At 57.9% G+C, this 21,925-nt stretch carries 23 protein-coding genes and 1 tRNA gene; 11 read left to right on the forward strand and 13 right to left on the reverse strand.

Features of this window, described 5'->3' with window-relative positions:
* Positions 1-122 precede the first annotated feature (122 nt).
* The 4 genes from METAL_RS21445 (at position 123) to METAL_RS03920 (ending at position 4,566) form a co-directional block, all read left to right on the forward strand.
* Entirely contained in the window at positions 123-311 is a 189-nt protein-coding gene (locus METAL_RS21445; protein ID WP_236994373.1) for a hypothetical protein, read from the forward strand.
* Between the two features lie 95 nt (positions 312-406).
* Complete coding sequence (locus tag METAL_RS03910) at positions 407-1,012, forward strand: hypothetical protein (RefSeq protein WP_005369848.1); 606 nt, start codon at positions 407-409, stop codon at positions 1,010-1,012.
* A gap of 248 nt (positions 1,013-1,260) precedes the next feature.
* Positions 1,261-3,714, forward strand: coding sequence for a heavy metal translocating P-type ATPase (locus METAL_RS03915; RefSeq protein ID WP_005369849.1), 2,454 nt, complete (start codon positions 1,261-1,263; stop codon positions 3,712-3,714).
* 21 nt (positions 3,715-3,735) lie between these two features.
* Entirely contained in the window at positions 3,736-4,566 is an 831-nt protein-coding gene (locus tag METAL_RS03920; RefSeq protein ID WP_051040458.1) for a sulfite exporter TauE/SafE family protein, read from the forward strand.
* 353 nt (positions 4,567-4,919) lie between these two features.
* Here METAL_RS03920 and METAL_RS03925 read toward each other — a convergent pair whose 3' ends face one another.
* The 9 genes from METAL_RS03925 to mscL all read right to left on the reverse strand — a co-directional run bounded on the left by METAL_RS03925 (position 4,920) and on the right by mscL (position 10,694).
* Positions 4,920-6,413: a cbb3-type cytochrome c oxidase subunit I gene (locus METAL_RS03925; protein ID WP_005369851.1), complete on the reverse strand. Its 1,494-nt coding sequence runs from the start codon at positions 6,411-6,413 to the stop codon at positions 4,920-4,922.
* Between the two features lie 2 nt (positions 6,414-6,415).
* Positions 6,416-7,015: a c-type cytochrome gene (locus METAL_RS03930; RefSeq protein ID WP_005369852.1), complete on the reverse strand. Its 600-nt coding sequence runs from the start codon at positions 7,013-7,015 to the stop codon at positions 6,416-6,418.
* A gap of 29 nt (positions 7,016-7,044) precedes the next feature.
* Complete coding sequence (locus METAL_RS03935) at positions 7,045-7,353, reverse strand: hypothetical protein (protein ID WP_005369853.1); 309 nt, start codon at positions 7,351-7,353, stop codon at positions 7,045-7,047.
* A 57-nt stretch (positions 7,354-7,410) separates the two neighbouring features.
* Positions 7,411-7,614: a hypothetical protein gene (locus METAL_RS03940; RefSeq protein ID WP_213069452.1), complete on the reverse strand. Its 204-nt coding sequence runs from the start codon at positions 7,612-7,614 to the stop codon at positions 7,411-7,413.
* 228 nt (positions 7,615-7,842) lie between these two features.
* Positions 7,843-8,178: a phage holin family protein gene (locus METAL_RS03945; RefSeq protein WP_005369856.1), complete on the reverse strand. Its 336-nt coding sequence runs from the start codon at positions 8,176-8,178 to the stop codon at positions 7,843-7,845.
* A 76-nt stretch (positions 8,179-8,254) separates the two neighbouring features.
* The gene (locus tag METAL_RS20455; protein ID WP_169740953.1) at positions 8,255-8,437 is read right to left on the reverse strand and encodes a hypothetical protein; all 183 of its coding nucleotides are present in this window, start codon (positions 8,435-8,437) and stop codon (positions 8,255-8,257) included.
* A 312-nt stretch (positions 8,438-8,749) separates the two neighbouring features.
* Entirely contained in the window at positions 8,750-9,208 is a 459-nt protein-coding gene (locus METAL_RS03955; protein ID WP_051040461.1) for a C40 family peptidase, read from the reverse strand.
* A 651-nt stretch (positions 9,209-9,859) separates the two neighbouring features.
* Positions 9,860-9,946 (reverse strand) — tRNA-Leu (locus METAL_RS03960).
* Positions 9,947-10,286: 340 nt separating this feature from the next.
* Positions 10,287-10,694 carry a large-conductance mechanosensitive channel protein MscL gene (mscL, locus tag METAL_RS03965; protein WP_005369864.1) on the reverse strand — a complete coding sequence of 136 codons (408 nt, stop codon included), beginning with the start codon at positions 10,692-10,694 and terminating at the stop codon, positions 10,287-10,289.
* A gap of 105 nt (positions 10,695-10,799) precedes the next feature.
* Between mscL and METAL_RS03970 the strand changes: the two genes are divergently transcribed.
* The 7 genes from METAL_RS03970 to METAL_RS04000 all read left to right on the forward strand — a co-directional run bounded on the left by METAL_RS03970 (position 10,800) and on the right by METAL_RS04000 (position 16,521).
* Positions 10,800-11,267, forward strand: a complete 468-nt coding sequence (locus METAL_RS03970) for a nucleoside deaminase (protein WP_005369866.1) — start codon at positions 10,800-10,802, stop codon at positions 11,265-11,267.
* A 124-nt stretch (positions 11,268-11,391) separates the two neighbouring features.
* A complete protein-coding gene (phoB, locus tag METAL_RS03975; protein ID WP_005369868.1) occupies positions 11,392-12,084 on the forward strand; it encodes a phosphate regulon transcriptional regulator PhoB in 693 nt (230 codons plus the stop codon).
* Positions 12,085-12,096: 12 nt separating this feature from the next.
* Positions 12,097-13,374: a phosphate regulon sensor histidine kinase PhoR gene (phoR, locus tag METAL_RS03980; protein ID WP_005369869.1), complete on the forward strand. Its 1,278-nt coding sequence runs from the start codon at positions 12,097-12,099 to the stop codon at positions 13,372-13,374.
* A 156-nt stretch (positions 13,375-13,530) separates the two neighbouring features.
* The gene (locus tag METAL_RS03985; RefSeq protein ID WP_005369870.1) at positions 13,531-14,127 is read left to right on the forward strand and encodes a DUF502 domain-containing protein; all 597 of its coding nucleotides are present in this window, start codon (positions 13,531-13,533) and stop codon (positions 14,125-14,127) included.
* Between the two features lie 42 nt (positions 14,128-14,169).
* The gene (locus tag METAL_RS03990; protein WP_005369871.1) at positions 14,170-14,757 is read left to right on the forward strand and encodes an NADPH-dependent FMN reductase; all 588 of its coding nucleotides are present in this window, start codon (positions 14,170-14,172) and stop codon (positions 14,755-14,757) included.
* Between the two features lie 97 nt (positions 14,758-14,854).
* A complete protein-coding gene (locus METAL_RS03995) occupies positions 14,855-15,796 on the forward strand; it encodes an acetylxylan esterase (RefSeq protein ID WP_005369872.1) in 942 nt (313 codons plus the stop codon).
* On the forward strand, positions 15,793-16,521 hold the full coding sequence (locus tag METAL_RS04000) for an esterase family protein (RefSeq protein ID WP_005369874.1): 729 nt from the start codon (positions 15,793-15,795) through the stop codon (positions 16,519-16,521). Before METAL_RS03995 ends, METAL_RS04000 begins: the two co-directional genes overlap by 4 nt.
* A 73-nt stretch (positions 16,522-16,594) precedes the next feature.
* On the opposite strand, the gene METAL_RS04005 is transcribed toward METAL_RS04000, so the two are convergent.
* The 4 genes from METAL_RS04005 to METAL_RS04020 form a co-directional block, all read right to left on the reverse strand.
* Positions 16,595-16,792, reverse strand: coding sequence for a CstA-like transporter-associated (seleno)protein (locus METAL_RS04005; RefSeq protein WP_005369875.1), 198 nt, complete (start codon positions 16,790-16,792; stop codon positions 16,595-16,597).
* A 230-nt stretch (positions 16,793-17,022) separates the two neighbouring features.
* Positions 17,023-17,979: an IS5 family transposase gene (locus tag METAL_RS04010; protein WP_005369880.1), complete on the reverse strand. Its 957-nt coding sequence runs from the start codon at positions 17,977-17,979 to the stop codon at positions 17,023-17,025.
* Positions 17,980-18,174: 195 nt separating this feature from the next.
* Entirely contained in the window at positions 18,175-20,235 is a 2,061-nt protein-coding gene (locus METAL_RS04015; RefSeq protein ID WP_005369883.1) for a carbon starvation CstA family protein, read from the reverse strand.
* A gap of 281 nt (positions 20,236-20,516) precedes the next feature.
* Positions 20,517-21,905 carry an MFS transporter gene (locus tag METAL_RS04020; RefSeq protein WP_005369888.1) on the reverse strand — a complete coding sequence of 463 codons (1,389 nt, stop codon included), beginning with the start codon at positions 21,903-21,905 and terminating at the stop codon, positions 20,517-20,519.
* Between the last annotated feature and the right edge of the window lie 20 nt (positions 21,906-21,925).

Here is a 21,925-nt window from a genome sequence, read left to right on the forward strand (position 1 = left end):
TGATGGCGCATGTACATGGCAAGGACATGATGAAGGAAATGAGTAAAACAAAGAATTCCATGGGCAAGGAAATTATGAAAGGCTCAATGGCTTCCGTTACCGTTCACACAGGAGCAAAACTGATGAGCAAATTAGCGAAATATCCCGTTCTGGTATTCGGCGCCGGCGTCGTGGCCGGTGTTTATGTATACAAATACCGCAAGCAAATCATCGCGTCCGCTAACAAGGCGCTCGATTCCGGCAAGGATTTTGTATTGCAGCAAAAAGAAAACCTGGAAGACATCGTCGCCGAAACCAAAGAAGAGAGCTGAGCCGGCGCAGGGCTTTTTTCTTCCCCATTTTCGCAGAAACGGGTGATTTCTTCGGGTTCGGAAATCACCCGTTTTTTATCCGGGTATTTTTGACTATGACTATTCAAAAAGAGTTTATTTTGCGCTATCGGGGCTCGGAACACGTTCGTTTTGAAATACCCTCGGCGTTCTGTACGGCAGGGGCCGCGGATGCGTTGACAGGAAAATTGCTGGCGGTGGACGGCATTTACCGGGTCAAGGTCTATCGCAGCCAGAAAAAATTGGCCATCCGTTATCAGGAAACGGTGCATGATTTCGTGGGTTTGTGCCGATTGTTATTCCGGATCGTCGGCGACCTGGAGAAAGACGTGTTGGCCGCCGTCAAGCCCAAAATCCTTCAGGCCGCCAGGCAGCGAGTCGGCGATCGGTTCAAAAATTTGCAGGCCTTCCGCTGGTTCGGCCGCAAATACGACGATGCCAGGGAAACTTTGCAGGCGGCGAAGATCGTCGGCAAGGGACTCACTCAGCCCGGTAAGTTTTTCAAGGATCCGGAAAAAATGGTCATCGATTTTCTGAATGACGTACTGGTGCTGTTTCTGATCCGGCTGCACTGGGATCACATCACCAAGGAGTGGATTCCCCGGCCGCTGAAGTACCGTTACGAATGGATGGCGGTGTTTTATATGATTTATCTGTTGATGCGCTCGCGCCGGCCGAGGTAAGGGCGCTTTTTCCTGAGGATGTGGCTAAAAATCCCTTTCTCTGTAATGATTTTCAGCTGTAGGGTACGCTGTGCGTACCACGGGAGTTGAAAAGGTACGCACAGCGTACCCTACATCGGCTTGTGCCCTTTTGAGGATAACCCAAGTGGGCAAAAGGTATATCACGCTGAGCACCTGGCGGGGGAAACAGGGGGAAAGTGATGACCGACCCAATCCTAAGTAACTGAAAACAAGTACGGGAGTGACTCATGAGCTCTGACGCATCGCCAGCCTATAAACATTTTCGAGTAGCGCATCAACTGCAAAGACGGGTTCGCATCGAAGCGCCCATGCTGAGAAAGGACGGCGAGCGCTGTTACATCCTCGAAATTCTGCTCAAAAAGCGCGCCGAAATCAAAAAGACGCGTTCCACTCCCGCGCTGGGCACGGTCGTGATCGAGTTCGATTCGAACCGTCTGCCGAAGGCGAATCTCTTGCTGATGCTGGATACGGTGCTCGGCAATCTGGTCAGCAGGCCCCGCTCGGCCGGCCCGCGTCGAAAGAGCGATTTCTCGAACGAAATGAGGGAAGTCGATCTGGCGATCGAGGGCATGACCTGCGCCTCCTGCGCGCTGCTGATCGAAATGGTGCTTAACCGCGACCCGAAAATCAAGCAGGCCAGCGTGAATTTTGCGACCGAAACGCTGGTTGTGCAGGGACAATTGGACCGGGACGAGGTTTCGGCAAAAATAGAGGGTCTGGGCTACAAAGCCTATCCGATGGATACCCTGGCACAGCGCAAGAAGCTGATCGAAAAGGAGCAAGCCCGCATCCGGTCGGCCTGGCGGCGTTTTTTGTGGTCGGCGGCGTTGAGTACGCCGGTGGTCATTCTGGGCATGGCGATGGCCAAGTCGCGCCCGCTGCACTGGTTGCAATTCGCGCTCGCGACGCCGGTCGTGTTCGGCGCCGGCAAGCCGTTTTTCGACAAGGCTTTCCGGCTCGCCCGGCACCGGGCGGCGAATATGGATACGTTGATCGCACTGGGCGTCGGTGCGGCCTATGCCTTCAGTTTGTCGTCATTCCTGAAGCGCCGCGGCCACATGTATTTCGAAGCAGCCGCAGCGATCATCGTGTTCGTGCTGCTCGGCCGTTATCTCGAAGAACGCGCCAAAGGCAAGGCCGGCGAGGCGATCCGGCAACTGGTCGATCTGCAGCCGCAGACCGCGACTCTGCTCCGGGACGATCAGGAAATCATCGTCGATGTCGAGAACATTCAGGTCGGCGACATACTTCTGGTGCGGCCCGGCGAAAGAATCCCGACGGACGGCGAGGTCGTACAGGGCATCTCGACGGTCGACGAATCGATGGTAACGGGCGAAAGCCTGCCGGTGATCAAAGACGTGGGCCATCAAGTGATCGGCGGCTGCGTGAACGGCAACGGCGTGCTGCGCATTCGCGCGACCGCGGTCGGCAGGGATACGGTGCTGGCCGGCATCGTGCATATGGTCGATCAGGCGCAGTCGGCCAAACTGCCGATCCAGAAACAGGTCGATCAAATTTCGGCGGTATTCGTGCCGGCAGTGATGGCGGTGTCCGGGCTGGCCTTTGCCGGCTGGCTGGCCTTGGGTGCGCCGTTCGGCTTTGCACTCGGCAATGCGATTACGGTGCTGCTGATTGCCTGCCCGTGTGCGCTGGGTCTTGCGACGCCGGCGTCGATCATGGTCGGCACGGGCCAAGCCGCAAAGAAAGGCATTTACATCCGCAACGGCGAAAGTCTGGAGGTGGCGGCGAAACTGAACGTGATCGTGTTCGACAAGACCGGCACGATCACCGAAGGCAGGCCGAAAGTCAGCGATCTGTCGAACGTCTCGCGCCTCGGCGAGGAAACGATCGTGATGCTGGCCGCCTCCGCCGAGCACAACTCCGAACATTTTCTCGGCAAGGCAATTGTCGAATACGCTCACGAACGGGGCATCGGCCCGGCCGAATGTTCGCACTTTTACAGCGAGCCGGGCCGCGGCATCGAAGCTGACGTCGACGGCAAATCCCTGCTGCTCGGCAATCTGGCCTGGATGCGCCAGCGCGAGGTCGATGTGCGGAATCTGGAAGCGGCGGCCGGGGACTTCGCCGAGCAGGGCAAGACGCCGGTGTACATGGCGGTCGATCATCAGGAAGCAGCCGTATTCGGGATCGCCGATCGGCCGCGCGAGCATGCGGCCGAGGCGATCGCGCGCCTGCACCGGCTCGGCGTGGAAACCGTGATGGCGACAGGCGACACCGAAAAGACCGCCGCGTTCATTGCCCGCAAAGTCGGCATCGCCGACATCGTCGCGAATGCGAAGCCGGAGGAGAAGCTTGCGATCATCCGGCGCCTGCAGGACGAAGGCAAGCAGGTCGGCATGATCGGCGACGGCATCAACGATGCGCCGGCGCTGGCCGCCGCGAACGTCGGCTTTGCGGTCGGCAGCGGCACCGACATTGCGATCGAGTCGGCCGACATGACGCTGACCCGTGGCGACATCGGCAAAGTGACCGATGCGATCGAATTGAGCACCGATACGATCCGTATCATTAAGCAGAACCTGTTCTGGGCCTTCGGCTACAACACCGTGGCGATTCCGGTCGCGGCGGTCGGCAAGCTGAATCCGATGATCGCCTCCCTGGCGATGGCGTTGAGCTCGCTCTCGGTGGTGCTCAATTCGCTGCGCTTGAGTAAAAAGTAGGTTTTCGGCATGGATCATTCGATGATGGATCACGCCGCGATGCAGGGCATGGCGGAGGCCGCTGCTGCAGCCGGCGGCTTCGATTACACACTCGCCTTCGTCGCGGGTTTTTTGGGCAGTGGCCATTGCCTCGGCATGTGCGGCGCACTGGTGTCCGGCTATTTCATGAACGCCGGCAAACAGCGCTCGTATTGGCCGTATCTGTTGTATCAGGCTGCGCGCATCTCGGTTTACGGCCTGATCGGCATCGCCGCCGCGCTGCTCGGCGTGGTGCTGGTGTCGGGCGGAGTATTCGGCAAAATCCAGAGCATTTTACAGATGCTGATCGGTCTTGTGGTGATCGGCCTCGCGCTCGGCATTTTGGGCTGGCTGCCCCGGCAAGGCGCGTTGCGCCTGTTGCCCGTGCAATGGCTGCGCAAAGGCTATGCGGCCTCCCGGCGGCAAGGCCCCCTCGGCGGTGCGCTCCTGGCGGGCTTATTGAACGGCATGATGCCGTGCCCGTTGACCTTTGCGATGGCGGTAAAAGCGGTCACCGCCCCGAACGTTCTCGGCGGCGGCACGCTGATGCTCGCGTTCGGCGCCGGCACCCTGCCCATGATGCTGTTTATCAGCCTTGCTTTCGGCAGAATCCAGGCAGACCTTCGCGGGAGGATGTACAGAGCCGCCGCGATGGTCATGGTGGTGATGGGTATCAACACTTTTTACCGGGGCTTGAGCTTTTATCTGGACCAGAATTTCAAGCATCATAACCACTATGTCATGCTGCAGGCCTGGGTGAACGAGTTGATGGCTTATCTGTATCAGTTGGTCGCGTATTTCGGCGATCTGGTCGGCAATATTCAGAACATGTAGTTGTATCAACTGTAGGGTACGCTGTGCGTACCTTTTCACCCTCCAATGGTACGCACAGCGTACCCTACAACAGCTTGTGCTCTGGGGGGCAACCGACGCATGAACCCTACCTTCGTGGAGCGTTTTCCCGTCGCTGGGCAAAGGGCGTCTAACGCGGAGGCGCCGCGATGGAGGATGGTTCTGAACGGCCGTCGGACGATGATCGGTAGCTGTATCGGACTATCCACGCGTTATGCGGTTTTTCCTGCCGGTTTTTCGGAAATCCTGCAAATAGTTCCGGAAGCGGAAAGTTCTGCCGGAGTCCGGAAAGAAGCGGCCGGCGCGGTTGCCGGCCGAATCTCCCATAAAAACGGTCACGCAAGATTAATCACCGCGGCTTTTCTCGTCTCGGCTTTGCCGATCGCCAGCAAATCCCAGAACAGCAAGCCGCCGCCGGCGATCGTCATCAATCCGAAGATCACCCGCCATACCATCGCCTGCACGAACCAGGGATGGTTTTGCGCGTCGAAATAAGCCGTCCAGGTCGAGCCTTCGATCGCGCGTTCGATGAAGGATTGCTCGTAGCCGGCGATCAGCAGCGCGACGGTCATGCCCATCACGCCCAGATTGAGCAAAGCCAGCGACCATTTCCAGCGCCAGCCGTTCGCCAGCCCGCCGCCCATCCAGCAGTTGCCGCGCGCCTGCTGGGCGGCCAGATAGAAAAAGGCGATATTGATCGTCGCATAGGCGCCGAAGAAGGCCAGATGGCCGTGCGAAGCGGACCATTGCGTGCCGTGCGTGTAAAGATTGATTTGCGGTAGCGTGTGCATGAATCCCCAGACGCCGGCCCCCAAAAAGTTACCGAAGGTATGCGCGATGATCCAGGCCAGCGCCGGATGATTGCCGTTTTTGAAGTTATGTACGCCGGAATCGTAAACCGAATGCACCACCATCGCGACCAGCGGAATCGGCTCCAGCGCGGAGAAAAAGCCGCCGATCGTGAACCAGTATTCCGGCGTGCCGATCCAGAAATAGTGATGACCCAAGCCCAAAATGCCGGAGCCGAACATCAGCGCGACCTCGATATACAGCCAGGTCTGTACGATCTGCCGGCGCACGCCGAGCAGTTTCATCAGGCTCCAGGCCATGATGCAGCCGACCAGCACTTCCCAGGTGGCCTCGACCCAGAGATGAATCACCCACCACCACCAGTATTGGTCGACGCTGATATTGGTGGCGTAGAACATTCCGGCCAGGTACAGGCCGGCCAGGGCGACCAGGTCCAGCGTCAGCACGCCGGCGATGCCGGACCATTTACCCTGGGCGAAGGTCGCCGCGACGTTGTAGAAGAACACCAGCATCACTGCCACGATGCCGATGTCGGCCCAGCGCGGCGCCTCGATATATTCGCGGCCTTCGTTGATGAACCAGAGCGAGGTGTCGTTGCCGCTGCCGACCTGCACCAGGAGATATACCAGCACCACCAGCGCGACCGCCCCGGTCAGCACCCAGAATGCCAGTTGGCCCCATTTCAGGCCGACGACCGGCACGCCGCTTTCGTCTTCCAGAAACCAGTAGACCGAGCCGATGAAGCCGTACAGCATCCATACGATCATCGCGTTGATGTGAACCATCCGGTTGACGTTGAAATCGAGGACTTCATACAGGAATCCCGGCCAGATGAACTGCAGGCCGGCCAACAGGCCGAACAGCAACTGCGCCATGAACAGGACGACGGCGGCCGTAAAATAGTGCACCGCCAGTTTCTGTCCTCCGGTCAAATGGGGATTGGCCATGAAGACCGAGTAGCGGGAACGTAAACCGGCATATAATGCCGCGGCTTTGTCTTGATACGCTTGAATCGCCATGATCATTCCTCCTCTGCGCCGATGGCTTTAAAGTTGTGCGGGAACCCATTGGTGTCGATGGCCGACATCCATTTCAAAAAGGCTACGACGCCGCGCGCTTCTTCTTCGGTGATGCCCAGATTCGGCATTTTCCGGTTGGAGCCGTAAGTGTGGGCGTATTTTTCCGGATCGAGCAGAAACTGCGCCATCGCCGTTTCACGGCCGGCTCCGCCCCACGCCTGATCCAGCCAAGCCTTGGTCAGGTCCGGCGCGTAATAGGCGCCGTTGCCGAGCAGGGTATGGCAATTCATACAGTTTTTCGCTTGGGTGGTTTTTTTGCCGAGCGCCACTAGCTGCTCCGCTTCGGTCTCGCTCAGCATTTTGCCGAACAGCGGCGCATCGCCGAGGATTACCGGCTGGTAGCGCTGCAACTGTTTGTCGAAGCGGTAACTGATGTCCTTGTTGATGACGCTATAGGCCGGCACTCTCGAACCGCCGGCGGAAATTTTTGCCAGCGAGTCGAAAGTCAGCAGGATCAACAGGACGAAAGAGCCCGAGGTGACCCAGATAGCGGTTTTTTTCCAAAACGTTTCCGAAGCCCAGAAGGGAAGTGGTTCGTTCATAACGCCTCCGATTTTTTATTTTTTTAGAGTTATCGTCCGGATTCATGTGCGTGCGTGGCCGTACATAAGCGCCATATCAAACGCGGCATCCACCAATAGCCGACGACCATCAATACGGCCAGGATTTTCCAGTGCCCTTCCAGATGCAGAACTTTCGCGAAGATCGCCACGCAGGCCAGCAAGAGCCCGTAGGTCAGCCAGGAACCGTAGCGGAATCCTGCGCCGCCCTGCAGTTTTCCCCAGGCGAACAGCGCCGCATAAAGTGCCGCCAGTAAGATAATCAGCGCACCGCTGAAAAACACGATAAAAAAATCGGACAAGGCCACCGGTTCGATCATGCTTCGTTTCTCCCAGTCAGTCGGCAGCGGCTATTTAACACTAATAACCACAAAAAGTTAAGTGTTACCGATCGAATTTAAGATTTTCCTGTCGTCGATCGGCCGGTAGTCTTGCAGGAATTCGGTGAATCTATTGGGTTTTCTGCGCGGATCGATCGCCGTATCGTTCGGCAATTCGTCGTGATAATGGATCATGGGCCGCTTGACGATCTTGCTGCGGCTGCCGATCGGCGGCATGAAGCTTGGCTTCCTTCGCTTCATCGACTCGATTTACGCGAGCATGCTTTCCCGATCGACAACTCAGGAATCGACGCAACGAGGGCAAGCGCTAAAGGCTATAATGGGGTTTAAGTTGTTTTACGGGCCCGTGAAGATCGCTATTGGATGCGGCGGCGCCGGAGTGAGCGGTTAGTCCGGTGTTCGGGCGAGCAAGGCGGAGCGGGATGAAGGGGAAATTAACCCATCACTTCGGCCGTTCCGTCCGTTCCTCTACACGAGGATTTCAACCGCGAGATTGAGCAGCGTCAGCAGCACGCTTCCCATCAGAGCGGCCCAAAAACTTTCGATGCGGATACCGGGCACGAGTCCGGCAACCAGCCATAGCATCAACGCGTTGATCACCAGGAGGAAAAGCCCGAAGGTGAGAATCGTAAAGGGCAGGGTCAGCACGACCATCAGCGGCCGTACGACGGCATTCACGATGCCGAGAACGAGCGCGCCGATCAGCGCCGAGCCCCAGCCTTCCACTTGAACGCCGCGGACGAAGTGGGCGACAAGCAGCAGCAAGGCTGCCGTCAGGATCAGGTGTGCCAGAAACGCCATCATAACGACCTCCGTTTAGGTTCGAACAGGAAATCGGCAGAAAAAATCACTCTCTTTACCGATATGCTTCTATAACTATTCAATCTTTTTTACCCATCGTGACTCTTACGGGCGGCAGTTTAGTGACGGCAACCCCGGCATCGAGTTTTACATCGATCGGTTTGTCGACAGTCATGTTCAGCGCAATGGGTTTATCCGTCGCCACGTTCAGGTTTACCGTGAGCGGACAGCCTGATAAGGATAAAACGATCGGAGCCGCCAATATCGATTTTCCGGGTAACAATGAAGAAAAAAATCCTATTCATATCCATTACCTTTTCAAGGACAAAAAGCCTGAAATCCGGTTCGTGTAGATGGGAGAACTACCTGGGCTAATGCGCAGGCTTGGCGAGCATGCCTTTAAATAGGGCGGACCGCAATCTGGAAACACTCTGAACGTAAAACCCTGCCAGGTCGGTGCGTTAACGCACCCAGCGGAGGATGGAGACTTTGAAAGGGATGGGCCAAGCGGTTGGCGGCTCGCTCGAATACGGGCGAAGATCCGGTTCGCCAGCCCGAAAACGCCCGCTTACCCTTAGAAAAGGTCAATGTCCCAATATCTCCAGGTATTGGCCCTTAAGTGTTCGCCGGACCTTTTCTTCAGCATCCACAGATAGTTGTCGGTATTATCGAAATTGCCGGTCAGGCAGCCGCAGCTGAACTGATGGCAGTTGTTCAGCAGCACATGGTACCTTCTAGAGGCGCCGACCATCGAGATGGCCCGTTCCGCGGAAAGATAAGAGCCGATCGAAACGCCGTTGCGGCACGACACATAGATATGGATCGCCGTGCCGCCGTTGATGAAACCTCTGGGCGTGGTGACCTGAATTTTTCCATGTCGATTCAAATGGACGATTTTGTTATCGCCGATATAAATACCGGAATGATCCATATAGCCAAAAGCCAGATCGCAATAGAGCACGCTGCCAATTTCGGGAGCGACTCTGTTGCGGCATCCGTCGATAATGCTTTCGACCGTATTGTAAATGGGCATCAAAAACGCACGATAGGGCACAATATTTTCCGGCAGGCGGATGATTGAACGGATCGTTAAACGGGGGCAATCGCTTTTTCCGTCATTGCAAAACGGTAAAAGCGGGCTTCATGCGCTTGAGCTGATTTCATCAGTCCGTCAGAATAGCTTCGCTGGATCAATAGTTTACCTGAGAAAGAACGCTACGGCTATCGGTTGGGCGCAAGAATGATCCGGTTAGCTTGCGTAGGGCCGATGCCGTCACGGCTGCATGAAGGCAGGAGGTACGACCCCACGGATGAGGGAGATAGATCGCGTATGGAACCAACGATCGAGGGCAATGCAGGAGCAGTTGCCGAGGCGATCGCCGCCATGCCGAGTACTCCACCCTTCTGCAGCAGAATCTCATCCGGCGGAACCCGGCAAGCCGGTTCCGCCTTATGGGTTTCGGATTTGGGTGTCGGTTAGCATGGTTTCATCTCCCGTCATCTTTCGGTTCGGGGCGGTTTTGTTGGTATCGGCGTACGGGGTAAGTCATGATACCAACAAATCTACCAACAATTTGTTGGCATTCGGTGAAACGCTATAATACAACACAAGCCAATAAAAAACCCGCTAAGCCTTGCGGCTTGCGGGTTCTGGGGCCGTATGAGACGGCCTGAAATTGTGATTTGGTGCCTCGGGCCGGAGTCGAACCGGCACGGTGTTTCCACCGAGGGATTTTAAGTCCCTTGCGTCTACCAATTTCGCCACCGAGGCATCGCTTGATGAGCGGGGTATTATATAAGAATTGCGAAAATAAACTAGGGCAGGACGGTATTTTTTCTGGGAGGACGCCAGCTGTGGGCAAATGGAGATTCAACCTGTAAGTCGGAACCGTTTACGAGTTTCGACGAATAGCCCGCGTAGGGCGGATGCCGTCACGACATCTCGTTCGGCGGAACCCGGCAGGCTGGTTCCGCCTGAGCTAAGTACCTATGCAAATGGTCAACTTTTCAGGGTTACTCGGCCTAATACCTTAACTTGACGGCATTGGAGACTGGAGAGCGGGGCGGTTCTGATATCCTGGCCGTGTTCTCTCCGGAGCATCCGGCTGGAATTAGGGTTTTCTTTCTTTCAGCAGATCGCGGATCTCGGTCAGCAACAGTTCTTCGCGGGTCGGTTCGAGGTCCGGGGCAGGGGCTTCGGGCTCGGTCTTTTTCAGTTTGTTGATCAATTTGACCAGCAGAAATATCGCAAAGGCGATAATCGTAAAATCGACGACCGTTTGCAGAAAGTTGCCGTATTTCAGCATGACCGCCGGAGTATCGCCGGAGGCATCCTTGATTTTGACTGCCAGATCGGTAAAATCCACGCCCCCGACCAGGACGCCGATCGGCGGCATGATCACATCGGCGACCAGCGACGAGACGATCTTGCCGAAAGCCGCGCCGATGATGATACCGACGGCCATGTCCACCGCGTTGCCTTTAACTGCAAATTCTTTGAATTCTTTTAACACATTCATGAAGGATCTCCTCGTGATTGATCATGATTTGCCGTATCGCCTGAAAAACGCCATGTCGGGCAAAAACTGAGCTGCCCGGCGCCAATTCTAATATAATTCGCGCTTATGAATCATGAACATTTCATGCGGCGCGCGATCGAACTCGCCAGGCAGGCGCCGCAATATCCTTTCGGCGCGGTAATCGTCCGGCGCGATGATGGACAATGCGTCGGCCAGGGTTTCAACCGCTCGGATTTGAATCCGACTTATCACGGCGAGATGGTCGCAATCAACGATTGTGCCGTCCGGCATTGTGCGGAAGACTGGCGCGGTTTCGATCTTTATACGACGGCGGAGCCTTGCGCGATGTGCCAGGGCGCGATCGAATGGGCGGGAATCGGCCGGGTTTTTTACGGCACTTCGATCCCTTACCTGCAGAAGCTCGGTTGGTGGCAGATCGATTTACGCGCGGCCGAGGTCAGCGCGCGAGCCGTTTTTCGCGATACGCTGATTGTCGGCGGAATTCTCGAAACTGAATGCAATGCCTTATTTGCCGCCGCCCGCCGAGGCTGTTTCGGTACAGGTTCCGAATAGTCCGGTTTTATGGGGAGGATTTATCGTCCCTACCGTTCCAGGTTTGCCTTCAGTCGGGAGGTGTCATAAAACTGTCATAAATTCGGGATTACAATCCGGGCTTTAATTTTTGCTTTCGTAATCTATGACTAAATCGACCATTCTCGTGGTAGAAGATGAAGAGGCGATCCGCGCGATGCTGCTGCTGGTGCTCGAACAGGCCGGCTTTACGGCGTATGCGGCGGGAGATGCCAGGGAGGCCCAGGCCGTGCTCGATCAGACGCCGGTGGATCTGATTTTGCTGGACTGGATGTTGCCCGGCATCAGCGGGGCGGAATGGGGGCGCCGCCTCCGGAAGGAAACGGCTTACCAGGATTTGCCGATCATCCTGTTGACTGCGCGCGGCGAGGAAGAAGATAAAGTGCGCGGTTTCGACGTGGGGGTAGACGATTATATGACCAAGCCGTTTTCTCCGAAGGAACTGATCGCCAGAATTCGCGCGGTGCTGCGCCGCAGCGGCAAACTTTCGGACGCCGGGCAGATCGTGCTCGGCGATATGATGCTCGATGCCGAGCAGCACCGGCTCAGCATCGGCGAGCGTCAGCTCGAGGTCAGTCCGACCGAGTTCAGGCTGATACAGTTTTTCATGACGCATCCGGACAAGGTCTACACGCGCACGCAATTGCTGGATCAGGTCTGGGGGCGCAGCGTGTATATCGAAGAGCGTACGGTCGACGTGCATATCCGCCGGCTCCGGAAGATTCTGGCCGAGTACGGCAGAGAGGAACTGTTGCAGACGGTGCGCGGTTTCGGCTATCGCTTTTCATTGACCGCATAGACAAAAGGCTTTATGGGAGTTTGGAAAAGGGAAATCACTATCGCTTTACTGTCTCTGCCGGCGATAGCGATTGCCGGCTTTCTGTCCGGCCATCTGTTGCCCTTGCTGCTGGCGGCGACCTTGATCTTTCTGTTTCGGCAGATTCAGCAAATCAGCCGTTTCGAATACTGGATCGGCAGAGGCGGCAAGGGCGATTATCCCAACACCAAAGGGATTTGGGAGGACATTTATTACCACGTCTATCGGCTTAAAAAAAGCGAAAAGCGGCGTAAGAAGAAGCTTAGAAAACTGCTCGAACAGTTCCGGGAGTTCACCGGCGCATTGCCCGATGCCGCCGTGATTCTCGGCCAGGACGACGTGATCGAGTGGGCCAACAAAGCCGCGCTGAAAGTTTTGGGGTTGCAGCCGGGAGACAAGGGGCAGCGCATCCCCAACCTGATACGCTATCCCGAATTCGTCCGCTATCTCAAGTCGCGGGATTACCGGGACGGCATCATTCTGCCTTCGCCGGTGAACGGACAGATCACGTTGGCGGTCAGGATCGTCAGCTACGGCGCCGGCCTCAGGCTGCTCTTGGCGCAGGACGTGACGCAATTGAAGCAGATGGAAAGAATGCGCAAGGACTTCGTCGCGAACGTTTCGCACGAGCTCAGGACGCCGCTGACGGTATTGAAAGGCTATCTCGAAACCTTACAGGACATGGACGACGGCAGCTCGCCGCTATTGGCCGGTTCGCTGGAACAAATGCGCGGACAGACCGAGCGCATGCAGCACCTGGTCGACGACCTGTTGATGCTGACTCGCCTCGAAACGCAGCAAAGGCGGACGGTTTGCGTCGATGTGCCGGCCTTGCTGAAGCAGATCTGCAACGAAAGGGGAATGGTCGAGAATTCGGCCGGGCGCCTCGAATTGGTCCTGGCGTCCGCTGCGAATCTCGATGGCGACGAGCAGGAATTGCGCAGCGCCTTCACCAACCTGGTCGGCAATGCGCTGAAATATTCATCCGCCGATTCGGTGGTGAAGGTGCGCTGGTTTGAAGAGGGCGGCACGGTTGTGTTCGAAGTTGAAGACCGCGGCATCGGAATAGCGCCCGAGGACATCCCCCGGGTAACCGAGCGCTTTTACCGGGCCGACTCCCTTCACGGCCGGAAAATTCCCGGCACCGGCCTTGGCCTGGCGATCGTCAAGCATGTGCTGATGCGCCATGACGGCCGTTTGAACATCATCAGCGAGCTCGGCAAGGGCAGCTGCTTCAGTTGTCACTTCCCGCCGCACCGCAAGTGCGATTGATCGGTAAGTTTTTCGATTTGGCTTATAATGGGAGCCGGCCCGGTCCGCACCGCTGCGGCGAAAACCGGAAGGCAGCGGGGTACGGCGTTCGATAATAATAGCCCGATAAAGTAACGGCCGCGGCGAAAGTCCGCCGGTGAAGGCAGAGGAGCGATAATGAGCGACACGTTAAAAAAGATGTTCAACTATTTCATGATCGGTGTGCTGGCGGTGATCCCGATCGTGATTACGCTGGAAATCATGATCTTTATCAAGGACCGCCTATCCGATCTGATCGGCACCGTGTATGCGGTGGCCGACAATTACCTTTATACCCTGATGGTGTTCGGCGTCAGTATCGCGATTCTGGTCTGGATCGGCCATAAAATCGTGAAGGACGGCCGCTATTGGGTGATTGCGACTTTCGACAACTTTATCGGCAGAATTCCGGTTTTAAATACCATTTACCGGGTCATCAAGAAAGTCATCAATATGTTTTCCGGGCACGATAAGGCGGCCGCGAAAGAGGTCGTTTATGTCGAATGGCCGAAGGAAGGTGCCTGGATGGCGGCTTATGTCACGAACCGCTTCGATGACAAATACGTACTGTTTATCCCGACCTCGCCGAACCCGACCTCCGGCTATACCACCATCGTGAGCAAATCGAAAGTGGTCAGATCGACGATGAATATCGAGGAAGCCAGCAGCCTGATTATCAGTGTCGGGGTCGATTTCAGCAAGGTTTCCGAGATCGCGGCTTTACCGAAAGACTAACTTGACAGCCTTTATTCCAACCGCTAAGCCGGAGCCAGCCTGATGGTCAAGCCCAGCATTCTCGCGTTTTCCGGCAGCGCCCGGAAAGACTCTTACAATCAACGGCTGGTGCGGATTGCGGCCCAGGGAGCAGAGCAGGCCGGAGCGGAGGTGACGCTTGTCGATCTGGCCGATTATCCGATGCCGATCTTCAATCAGGACGACGAAGCGGCCTACGGACTTCCCGAAGCCGCGCGGGCCTTCAAAAAGCTGTTGATCGCGCATGACGGCTTTTTGATCGCCTCCCCCGAATATAACAGCGCGTTCAGCCCGCTGCTGAAAAATGCGCTCGACTGGGCTTCCCGGCGCGAAGGCGACGAGGCGCCGCTCCTGGCTTACCGGGGCAAGGTCGCCGGCATTATGGCCGCTTCGCCGGGCGCGTTAGGAGGGCTCCGGGGGTTGGTATTTCTACGGCTGCTGCTCAGCAATATCGGGGTGACCGTTTTGGCCGAGCAGCAGGGCATCGCGCAGGCGGACAAGGCGTTCCATCCGGAAGGCTACCTGAACGACGCGCAATTGCAGGACGCCGTCGTGAAGATCGGCGGCCGGCTGGCCGACATCCTGCAGAAGCTCCAAAACAGCGGGGGTTGACGATTTCCCTGCCATTGCGTTGCCTGCATGGGGATGATTGAACGGGCCAGGCCGATGAAATACTCTTTCCCGCCCGAATCGATAACCCGCATTTTCGATGCCTGAATTTGACCCTTCCTACGGCTATTCCCTGGATCAGTTACTGCAGATCATGCCGCCGTTGCCGCCGGATGATTTTGCCTCATTCTGGGGGAAACGCTACCGGCGGGTGCTGGCGCTAGATCCGCGCCAGCGCCTCAGGCCGTGCGGCTGGCCGCATCCCGATTTCGAGTGTTGCGATCTCTATTACCGTTCCACCGATGACTTCGATATCCGGGGCTGGGCGTTGATTCCGAAACATCAGCCGGTGGAGCGGGGAGTGATCGTGGGCCACGGTTACGGCGGGCGCGAAGGGCCGGATTTCCATTTGCCGATCCCGAATGCGGTGCTTTTGTTTCCGTGTTTCCGCGGCTTGTCCCGCAGCCGGCGCTGGCCGATTTCGGATAATCCGGCTTACCACGTTCTGCACGACATCGACCGGAAAGACCGTTATATCCTGGGCGGCTGCGTCGAAGACCTGTGGCTGGCGGTATCCGCCTTGCTGGCGTTGTTTCCCGGGGTAGAAGGCCGTGTCGGCTATCTCGGCATCAGCTTCGGCGGCGGGATCGGGGCGCTGGCGATGCCCTGGGACGGGCGCATCCGGCGCGCCCATTTCAACGTGCCGAGTTTCGGCGACCATCCGCTGCGCCTGAAGCTGCCGACCTGGGGCAGCGCGGCGGCGGTGCAAAACTACCAGCGCGACCATGACGGTCATGTTCTCGAAACGTTGCGCTACTATGATGCGGCCGTCGCGGCGCGGTATATCCGGGCGCCGGCCCATGTGGCCGCGGCGCTGGCCGATCCGGTGGTGGCGCCGCCCGGCCAGTTCAGTATTTACAACGCGTTAGCCGGGGAAAAGCGCCTGTTCGTTCTCGACTGGGGACACGCGGACTATCCGGGCAAGGCAATGCAGGAAAACGCGTTGATCGCGGAGTTGGGGGAGTTTTTCGGCAACTTATGAAGCGGGAATATCACTGTTGGTACAGTCCCGAGCTGGGACGCGAGATGGAACTCCTGGTATTCGGCGGTGAGGGAGCGAAAGTGCTGATGTTTCCGACCCGCGAGGGCCGTTTTTATGAATATGAAAACATCGGGGTCGTAAAAACGCTGCAGCACAAAATCGAAGCCGGCCATCTGCAATTGTATTGCGTGGACAGCATTGCCGGCGAGAGCTTTTATTGCGGCTGGTGCCATCCTTCCGGGCGGATCCGGCGGCACATCCAGTACGAGGACTATATTCTGAAAGACGTGCTGCCGTTTATGGAAAAAAAGAATCCGCATCCCTGCACGATCGCCTACGGCTGTAGTCTCGGCGCCTATAAAGCCGCCACGATCGCCTTCCGCCATCCCCATCTGTTTCAAAAATTGTGCGCGTTTTCGGGCCGGTACGATCTGACTCTGGCGGTCGAGCATTTTGGCAACCTGTTCGACGGCTACTACGACGACAATATTTATTTTCATACGCCCACGCACTTTCTGCCCCAGCTCGCCTGTGAACGGAGCTTGGAACAGTTGCGGCAGATGGACATGATCTTCGCGATCGGCCGGGACGATCCCTTTCTCGACAACAATCGCCATTTGAGCCGCATCCTGTGGTCCAAAGGCATCCGGCACGAACTGCACGAATGGGACGGGCGCGCCCATCGCGGCCGGTACTGGCGGCGGATGTCGAGTCTTTATGTCTGAGGCGGACTTGAGAGATATGGACCTGCCAGGATTTAAAAACCTGACAGGTCTGGAAAGCCGGCCCGGATCATTTTCAGCAGCAGCGTTTGATCCCGTTCCATTTTTGATCCTGCCACTGTTTGAAAAACTCGGCCCGGCTCAAGGGACCCTCGCATTCGTGGGGGTCTTCATGCGTGTGGCAGTGCGCATAATGCTCAAGGTAGCGTTCGTAAGCGTCGTCGCCGCTCAGGCGGCGGACGGCCTGCCAGAAGGTTTTCAGGTGTTTGAGCATCGGTAATCGCTCCTACTCTTACTATTATCGTGGGTTGCCGACGCGATCTGCCTCGCTCTTTCCTGGGCAATGCCGTTAAGGAAGCTCTGAATAAGTGGTTTTTATAAGCGACACCGTGCGACATCCGTGGCACCTCGCCGAAAATGGGCAAATCCTTCCCGGCAGCGCCCGCTATCGGGGTGATTTCACTCAGTGTTCTCGGTTTTCCAGGGCGAAGGACAAAGGTCTCCCTAGGTCGGCTGCAGCGCCTGCCGAACGTGATAAAGATTGCCCAGGGCAAACAGCAAGTAGAGTTGTTGGGCATTCTTGAACAGCCCCCGGTAACGCACTTTGGTATAGCCGAACTGGCGCTTGACGATCCGGAACGGATGTTCGACCATGGCGCGTAACGGCGCCAGCATGTGGTTGTGAAGGGCTTGCTCTACCGGCAACTCTTCACCCTTCCCCCGCTTGAACGGAAAGGCCCAAACCGGCTCGCCTTCCAGGCGATCCGCCGCTAGATTCCGGTCCTTGCGGGTATAGGCCCGATCGCCCAGCACGACCCGTTCCTCGCCGTGCAGCAACGCCTCCGTCATGACCCCATCCGCCACCTTGGCGGTGGTCATCTCCACAGTATGCACCAACCCCGACTCGGCATCGACCCCAATGTGCGCCTTCATCCCAAAGTGGTAATTGTTCCCTTTCTTGGTCGAACTCATCTCGGCATCCCGTTTGCGCGCCCGGTTCTTGGTGGACGGCGGGGCAGCGATTAATGTCGCATCGACGATCGTGCCTTGCCGTAGCAACAGGCCTTTTTCGGCCAACAGCGCCGCCGTTTCATCAAATAGGGTTTGTGCTAACTGATGGCGTTCCAGCAGATGCCGGAACTTGAGGATCGTGGTTTCATCCGGCAGGGCGTCCTCGCCCGCATCGAGCCCGGCAAACTCGCGCAGCAGCGGCATGTCGTGCAATACTTCCTCCATCGCCGGATCGGAATAGCCGAACCACTGCTGCATCAGGTGAATGCGCAACATCGTCGCCAAGGGAAAGGGGCGGCGGCCTCGGCCCGCTGTCGGGTAGTGCGGCGCTATCCGGCTCGCCCACAAACTCCAAGGCACTACCTGCTCCATCTCTTGGAGAAATTGCTGCCGCCGAGTCTGTTTCGGTTTCTTCACGAACAGCGGGGCACTGAGTCCGAGTTGCTTCATGGCGGGCACCTATCGAAAATGGCAAGCTGCGGATATTTTATCCCAGGCGTAGGACTTATTCAGAGTTTCCTTAAGTTAAGGTATTACGCAGGCCGGATAAGCGTAGCGCGCTTGTGCCCTCTGGAAGTACCGGCGATTGCGTGGCGGATGCGCTACGCTTATCCACCTACAGCCCCGCTTCCCCCTTCCGTGGGGTCAGTCCCGTACCCAGTTCTCGATCAGTTGGCTCGGACAGTGCGGCGCTTCGGATAGCGGCAGCGCCGGCCTGCCGGACAAATGCCGGTAGACGGCCCTCAACATGTCCAGTACGATCAGCCAGAGCAGCACGACGAAGCTCAGCGTGATCGCCGCGTCCAGGTGCAGATTGAGGATCAGCTGCGGCGCGATATGGGCTTTTTCCGGGGGCAGCAAGCCGCCTTCCAGTTTTGCGCTCAGGTCATTCGCGGCGGCGAAGAAGCCGATCCGAACGTCCGGGCTGACCAGTTTTTCCCAGGCCGCCGTCGAGGTGATCGTGACCAGCCAGGCCAGCGGCGCGCCGCTGATCCAGGCATGGCGGAGTTTGTTCGACTTGACCAGGATGCCGGTCGCGACACAGAGCGCGATCGCGGCGAGCATCTGGTTTGCGATCCCGAACAAAGGCCAGAGGATGTTCACGCCGCCGTTCGGATCGATCACGCCGATGTAAAGGAAATAACCCCAGCCGGCCACGACGATTCCGCTGCTCAGCATCACCGACGGCGTCCAGGAAGTTTCGCCGAGCTTCGGCCAGAAATTGCCGAGCATGTCCTGCAGCATGAAGCGGCCGACGCGGGTGCCGGCGTCGAGCGTGGTCAGGATGAAGATCGCTTCGAACATGATCGCGAAGTGATACCAGAGGGCCAGGAAGCCGTTGCCGAACGCGCTGCCGAAGAGGCTGGCCATGCCTACCGCCAGCGACGGCGCGCCGCCGGTGCGCGCGAACAGGCTCGCTTCGCCCATTTGCGCGGCCAGGGCCTGCATCTGCTCGGCCGTCACAGGAAAGCCCCAGGAAGAAATCTTCGCGACCGCGGCGGCCGCGTCCGCCCCGACCACGCCGGCGGGGCTGTTGATCGCGAAAAACACGCCGGGATCGAGTACGGTCGCGGCGATCATCGCCATCAGTGCGACGAACGATTCGAGCAGCATGCCGCCGTAGCCGATCATCCGGATGTCGCGCTCGCTGGTCAAGAGCTTCGGCGTGGTGCCGGAGGAAATCAGCGCATGGAAACCTGAAATCGCGCCGCAGGCGATGGTGATGAACACGAACGGAAACAGCTTGCCGCCGAAGATCGGGCCGGTGCCGTCGATGAACGGGGTGAGCGCGGGCATCTTCACGTCGGGCCGCAGAATCACGATCGCGATCGCGAGCAGCGTGATCGTGCCGAGCTTGACGAAAGTGGACAGGTAATCGCGCGGCGCGAGCAGCAGCCAGACCGGAAACACCGCCGCCGCGAAGCCGTAGGCGATCACGGCCCAGGCCAGGGTCAGGCCGTCGTGATCGAACACCACGCGCCAGGTTTCGCTGCGGTCGACGAAGCCGCCGTAAGCGACCGAGGCGAGCAGTAAGGCCACGCCGAATATCGACGCTTCGAGCACGCGGCCGGGACGGATGCTGCGCATGTACAGGCCGACGATCATCGCGACCGGAATCGTCGCGGCGACGGTCGAGGTCGCCCACGGGCTATGCTTCATCGCATTCACGACCACCAGCCCGAGCACCGCGATCAGGATGATCATGATCGCGAAGGTTGCAACCAGGGCGGCGGTGCCGCCCAGTACGCCGATCTCGTCGCGGGCCATCTGCCCGAGGCTGCGCGCGTTGCGTCGGGTCGAGAAAAACAGCGTGACCATGTCCTGCACGCAGCCGCCGAGCACCGCGCCGATCAATATCCAGAGCGTGCCGGGCAGGTAGCCGAATTGCGCCGCGAGCGTCGGGCCGACCAGCGGGCCGGGACCGGCGATTGCCGCGAAGTGATGACCGAACACGATCCATTTATTTGTCGGCACGAAATCGCGGCCGTTGTCGAGGCGTTCGGCGGGGGTTGCGCGGGTCGGATTGACGGCCAGCACCTTGGCCGCAATCCAGGCCGCATAGAAGCGGTAGGCCAGCGCGTAGACGCAGACCGCCGCGATGATGAACCAGAGCGAATTGACCGTTTCGCCGCGCTGCAGGGCGATGCCGCCGACCGCCGACGCACCGAGCCCTCCGACCAGTATCCAGAGTAGAATTTTAAGCATGACTTTGCCCGTGTCGAATTGAAAAGTAAGGTATGCCGGTTTCCCCGGCGTAGTTATACGCGAAAAAAATCATGAATGCACAGCGAGCTGGCTAAAAAGTCGGTTTCATAGCAAAACGCCGTGGAGTGCGGGGCAAAAACAATCGATCGGCGTTCGGAAACCGAATCGGCAAGGCGGATCTGGCCGAGCGGATCGTGTTCCTGCCTGTTAAGCGGCGTGCAAAACTCAAGGCGGCCAAAGCGCCGGGGACGGTACAGCAGACTTTCCCGAAGGGATGCCTCTTATCTGCTGTACTGCACAATCAGATTCTGCAACGCGTCGGTATTCAACTGCTGCTTGTCGACTTTCAGGTAAGCCACCGCTTCTTCGGGATGCAGGGTCACGTCTTCGACGCCGTCGATTGCCAGTATCTCCTGTTCGAATTCGTCGAATTTTTGTAATTCGATCCGTTCCAGAGACAATAGCAGATTGGTCCAATGCCGGGGCGTTTTCATCCCGAACGCGAGCAGCAGCCAAGTTGCTGCCAGCGCGGCGCAGGCCATGAACACGCCGCCGGCGCCGTAATGGCCGTAACACCAGCCGCCGGCCGCGCCGCCGATGCCGGCCCCCATGAACTGGCAGGTCGAGTAGATGCCCATCGCGGTGCCGCGCAGGTCGCCCGGCGCAGTTTTCGAAATCAGCGACGGCAGAGTGGCTTCGAGCAGGTTGAAGCCGCTGAAGAATAGCAGCAGCAAGCCGATCACCTGGAACAAGGAAGCATGGAACAGCGACAGGCCCAGAAAGGCCAGGATCAAGATCGACACGGCGCCGAGAAACACGCCTTTCATTTTTTGTTTCTTTTCGGCCAGGATGATGAAAGGAATCATGAAGGCCAGCGACAGCACGAAAACCGGCAGGTACACCATCCAGTGCCGTGCGGGAATAAGGCCCGCATCGCGCATCAGAAGCGGCACGACTACGAAGCTTGCGGTCATCACCAAATGCAGGATGAAAATGCCGTAATCGAGCCTCAAGAGTTCGGGATGGGTGAGTACCTCGCTGAAATGGCTCGGAATCACCTGCGCTTCGCGGTGCTTTCTGGACAGCCGAGGATTCGGGACCAGCAGTAGAACGATCAGGATCGCCAGCAGCGCCAGCCCCGCAATCAGCCAGAAAATGCCGTGTACGCCGATGAATGAGGCGATCACCGGCCCTGCCGTAATCGCGACGCCGAAAGAAACGCCGATGCTCGCGCCGATCAGCGCCATCGCTTTGGTGCGGTGCACTTCCTGGGTCAGGTCGGCGACCAGTGCCATCACCGCGGCGGCGATCGCGCCGGAGCCCTGGATCGCGCGTCCGATGATGATCCCGTAAATGTCGGTCGACAGCGCGGCGATCACGCTGCCGGCAAAGAACAGCAGGAGGCCCGCGACGATCACTTTCTTGCGGCCGAAGCGGTCCGAGACCAGTCCGAACGGGATTTGCAAAACGGATTGCACGATGCCGTAGATGCCTATCGCCAGGCCGATCAGCGCGGGGGTAGCGCCCTCGATCTGTTCGGCAAACAGGGAAAGAACAGGCATGACCAAAAACAGGCCGAGCATCCGGAATGCATAAATGCTGGCCAGCGACCAAGTGGCGCGTTTTTCGGGCCGCGTCATCGGGCTGGCGATGTCCTGTATCGGGTTCACAACCGGAATCTCCTCATGAT

It is taken from the genome of Methylomicrobium album BG8, assembly GCF_000214275.2.
GTDB lineage: Bacteria > Pseudomonadota > Gammaproteobacteria > Methylococcales > Methylomonadaceae > Methylomicrobium > Methylomicrobium agile.

Excerpts from the sequence above, each read along its gene's own strand:
- METAL_RS21445 (WP_236994373.1), top strand. The coding sequence starts at position 123 with ATGAGCAAATTAGCGAAATATCCCGTTCTGGTATTCGGCGCCGGCGTC.
- METAL_RS03910 (WP_005369848.1), top strand. The coding sequence starts at position 407 with ATGACTATTCAAAAAGAGTTTATTTTGCGCTATCGGGGCTCGGAACAC.
- METAL_RS03915 (WP_005369849.1), top strand. The coding sequence starts at position 1,261 with ATGAGCTCTGACGCATCGCCAGCCTATAAACATTTTCGAGTAGCGCAT.
- METAL_RS03920 (WP_051040458.1), top strand. The coding sequence starts at position 3,736 with ATGATGGATCACGCCGCGATGCAGGGCATGGCGGAGGCCGCTGCTGCA.
- METAL_RS03925 (WP_005369851.1), bottom strand. The coding sequence starts at position 6,413 with ATGGCGATTCAAGCGTATCAAGACAAAGCCGCGGCATTATATGCCGGT.
- METAL_RS03930 (WP_005369852.1), bottom strand. The coding sequence starts at position 7,015 with ATGAACGAACCACTTCCCTTCTGGGCTTCGGAAACGTTTTGGAAAAAA.
- METAL_RS03935 (WP_005369853.1), bottom strand. The coding sequence starts at position 7,353 with ATGATCGAACCGGTGGCCTTGTCCGATTTTTTTATCGTGTTTTTCAGC.
- METAL_RS03940 (WP_213069452.1), bottom strand. The coding sequence starts at position 7,614 with ATGAAGCGAAGGAAGCCAAGCTTCATGCCGCCGATCGGCAGCCGCAGC.
- METAL_RS03945 (WP_005369856.1), bottom strand. The coding sequence starts at position 8,178 with ATGATGGCGTTTCTGGCACACCTGATCCTGACGGCAGCCTTGCTGCTG.
- METAL_RS03955 (WP_051040461.1), bottom strand. The coding sequence starts at position 9,208 with ATGCCCATTTACAATACGGTCGAAAGCATTATCGACGGATGCCGCAAC.
- mscL (WP_005369864.1), bottom strand. The coding sequence starts at position 10,694 with ATGAATGTGTTAAAAGAATTCAAAGAATTTGCAGTTAAAGGCAACGCG.
- METAL_RS03970 (WP_005369866.1), top strand. The coding sequence starts at position 10,800 with ATGAATCATGAACATTTCATGCGGCGCGCGATCGAACTCGCCAGGCAG.
- phoB (WP_005369868.1), top strand. The coding sequence starts at position 11,392 with ATGACTAAATCGACCATTCTCGTGGTAGAAGATGAAGAGGCGATCCGC.
- phoR (WP_005369869.1), top strand. The coding sequence starts at position 12,097 with ATGGGAGTTTGGAAAAGGGAAATCACTATCGCTTTACTGTCTCTGCCG.
- METAL_RS03985 (WP_005369870.1), top strand. The coding sequence starts at position 13,531 with ATGAGCGACACGTTAAAAAAGATGTTCAACTATTTCATGATCGGTGTG.
- METAL_RS03990 (WP_005369871.1), top strand. The coding sequence starts at position 14,170 with ATGGTCAAGCCCAGCATTCTCGCGTTTTCCGGCAGCGCCCGGAAAGAC.
- METAL_RS03995 (WP_005369872.1), top strand. The coding sequence starts at position 14,855 with ATGCCTGAATTTGACCCTTCCTACGGCTATTCCCTGGATCAGTTACTG.
- METAL_RS04000 (WP_005369874.1), top strand. The coding sequence starts at position 15,793 with ATGAAGCGGGAATATCACTGTTGGTACAGTCCCGAGCTGGGACGCGAG.
- METAL_RS04005 (WP_005369875.1), bottom strand. The coding sequence starts at position 16,792 with ATGCTCAAACACCTGAAAACCTTCTGGCAGGCCGTCCGCCGCCTGAGC.
- METAL_RS04010 (WP_005369880.1), bottom strand. The coding sequence starts at position 17,979 with ATGAAGCAACTCGGACTCAGTGCCCCGCTGTTCGTGAAGAAACCGAAA.
- METAL_RS04015 (WP_005369883.1), bottom strand. The coding sequence starts at position 20,235 with ATGCTTAAAATTCTACTCTGGATACTGGTCGGAGGGCTCGGTGCGTCG.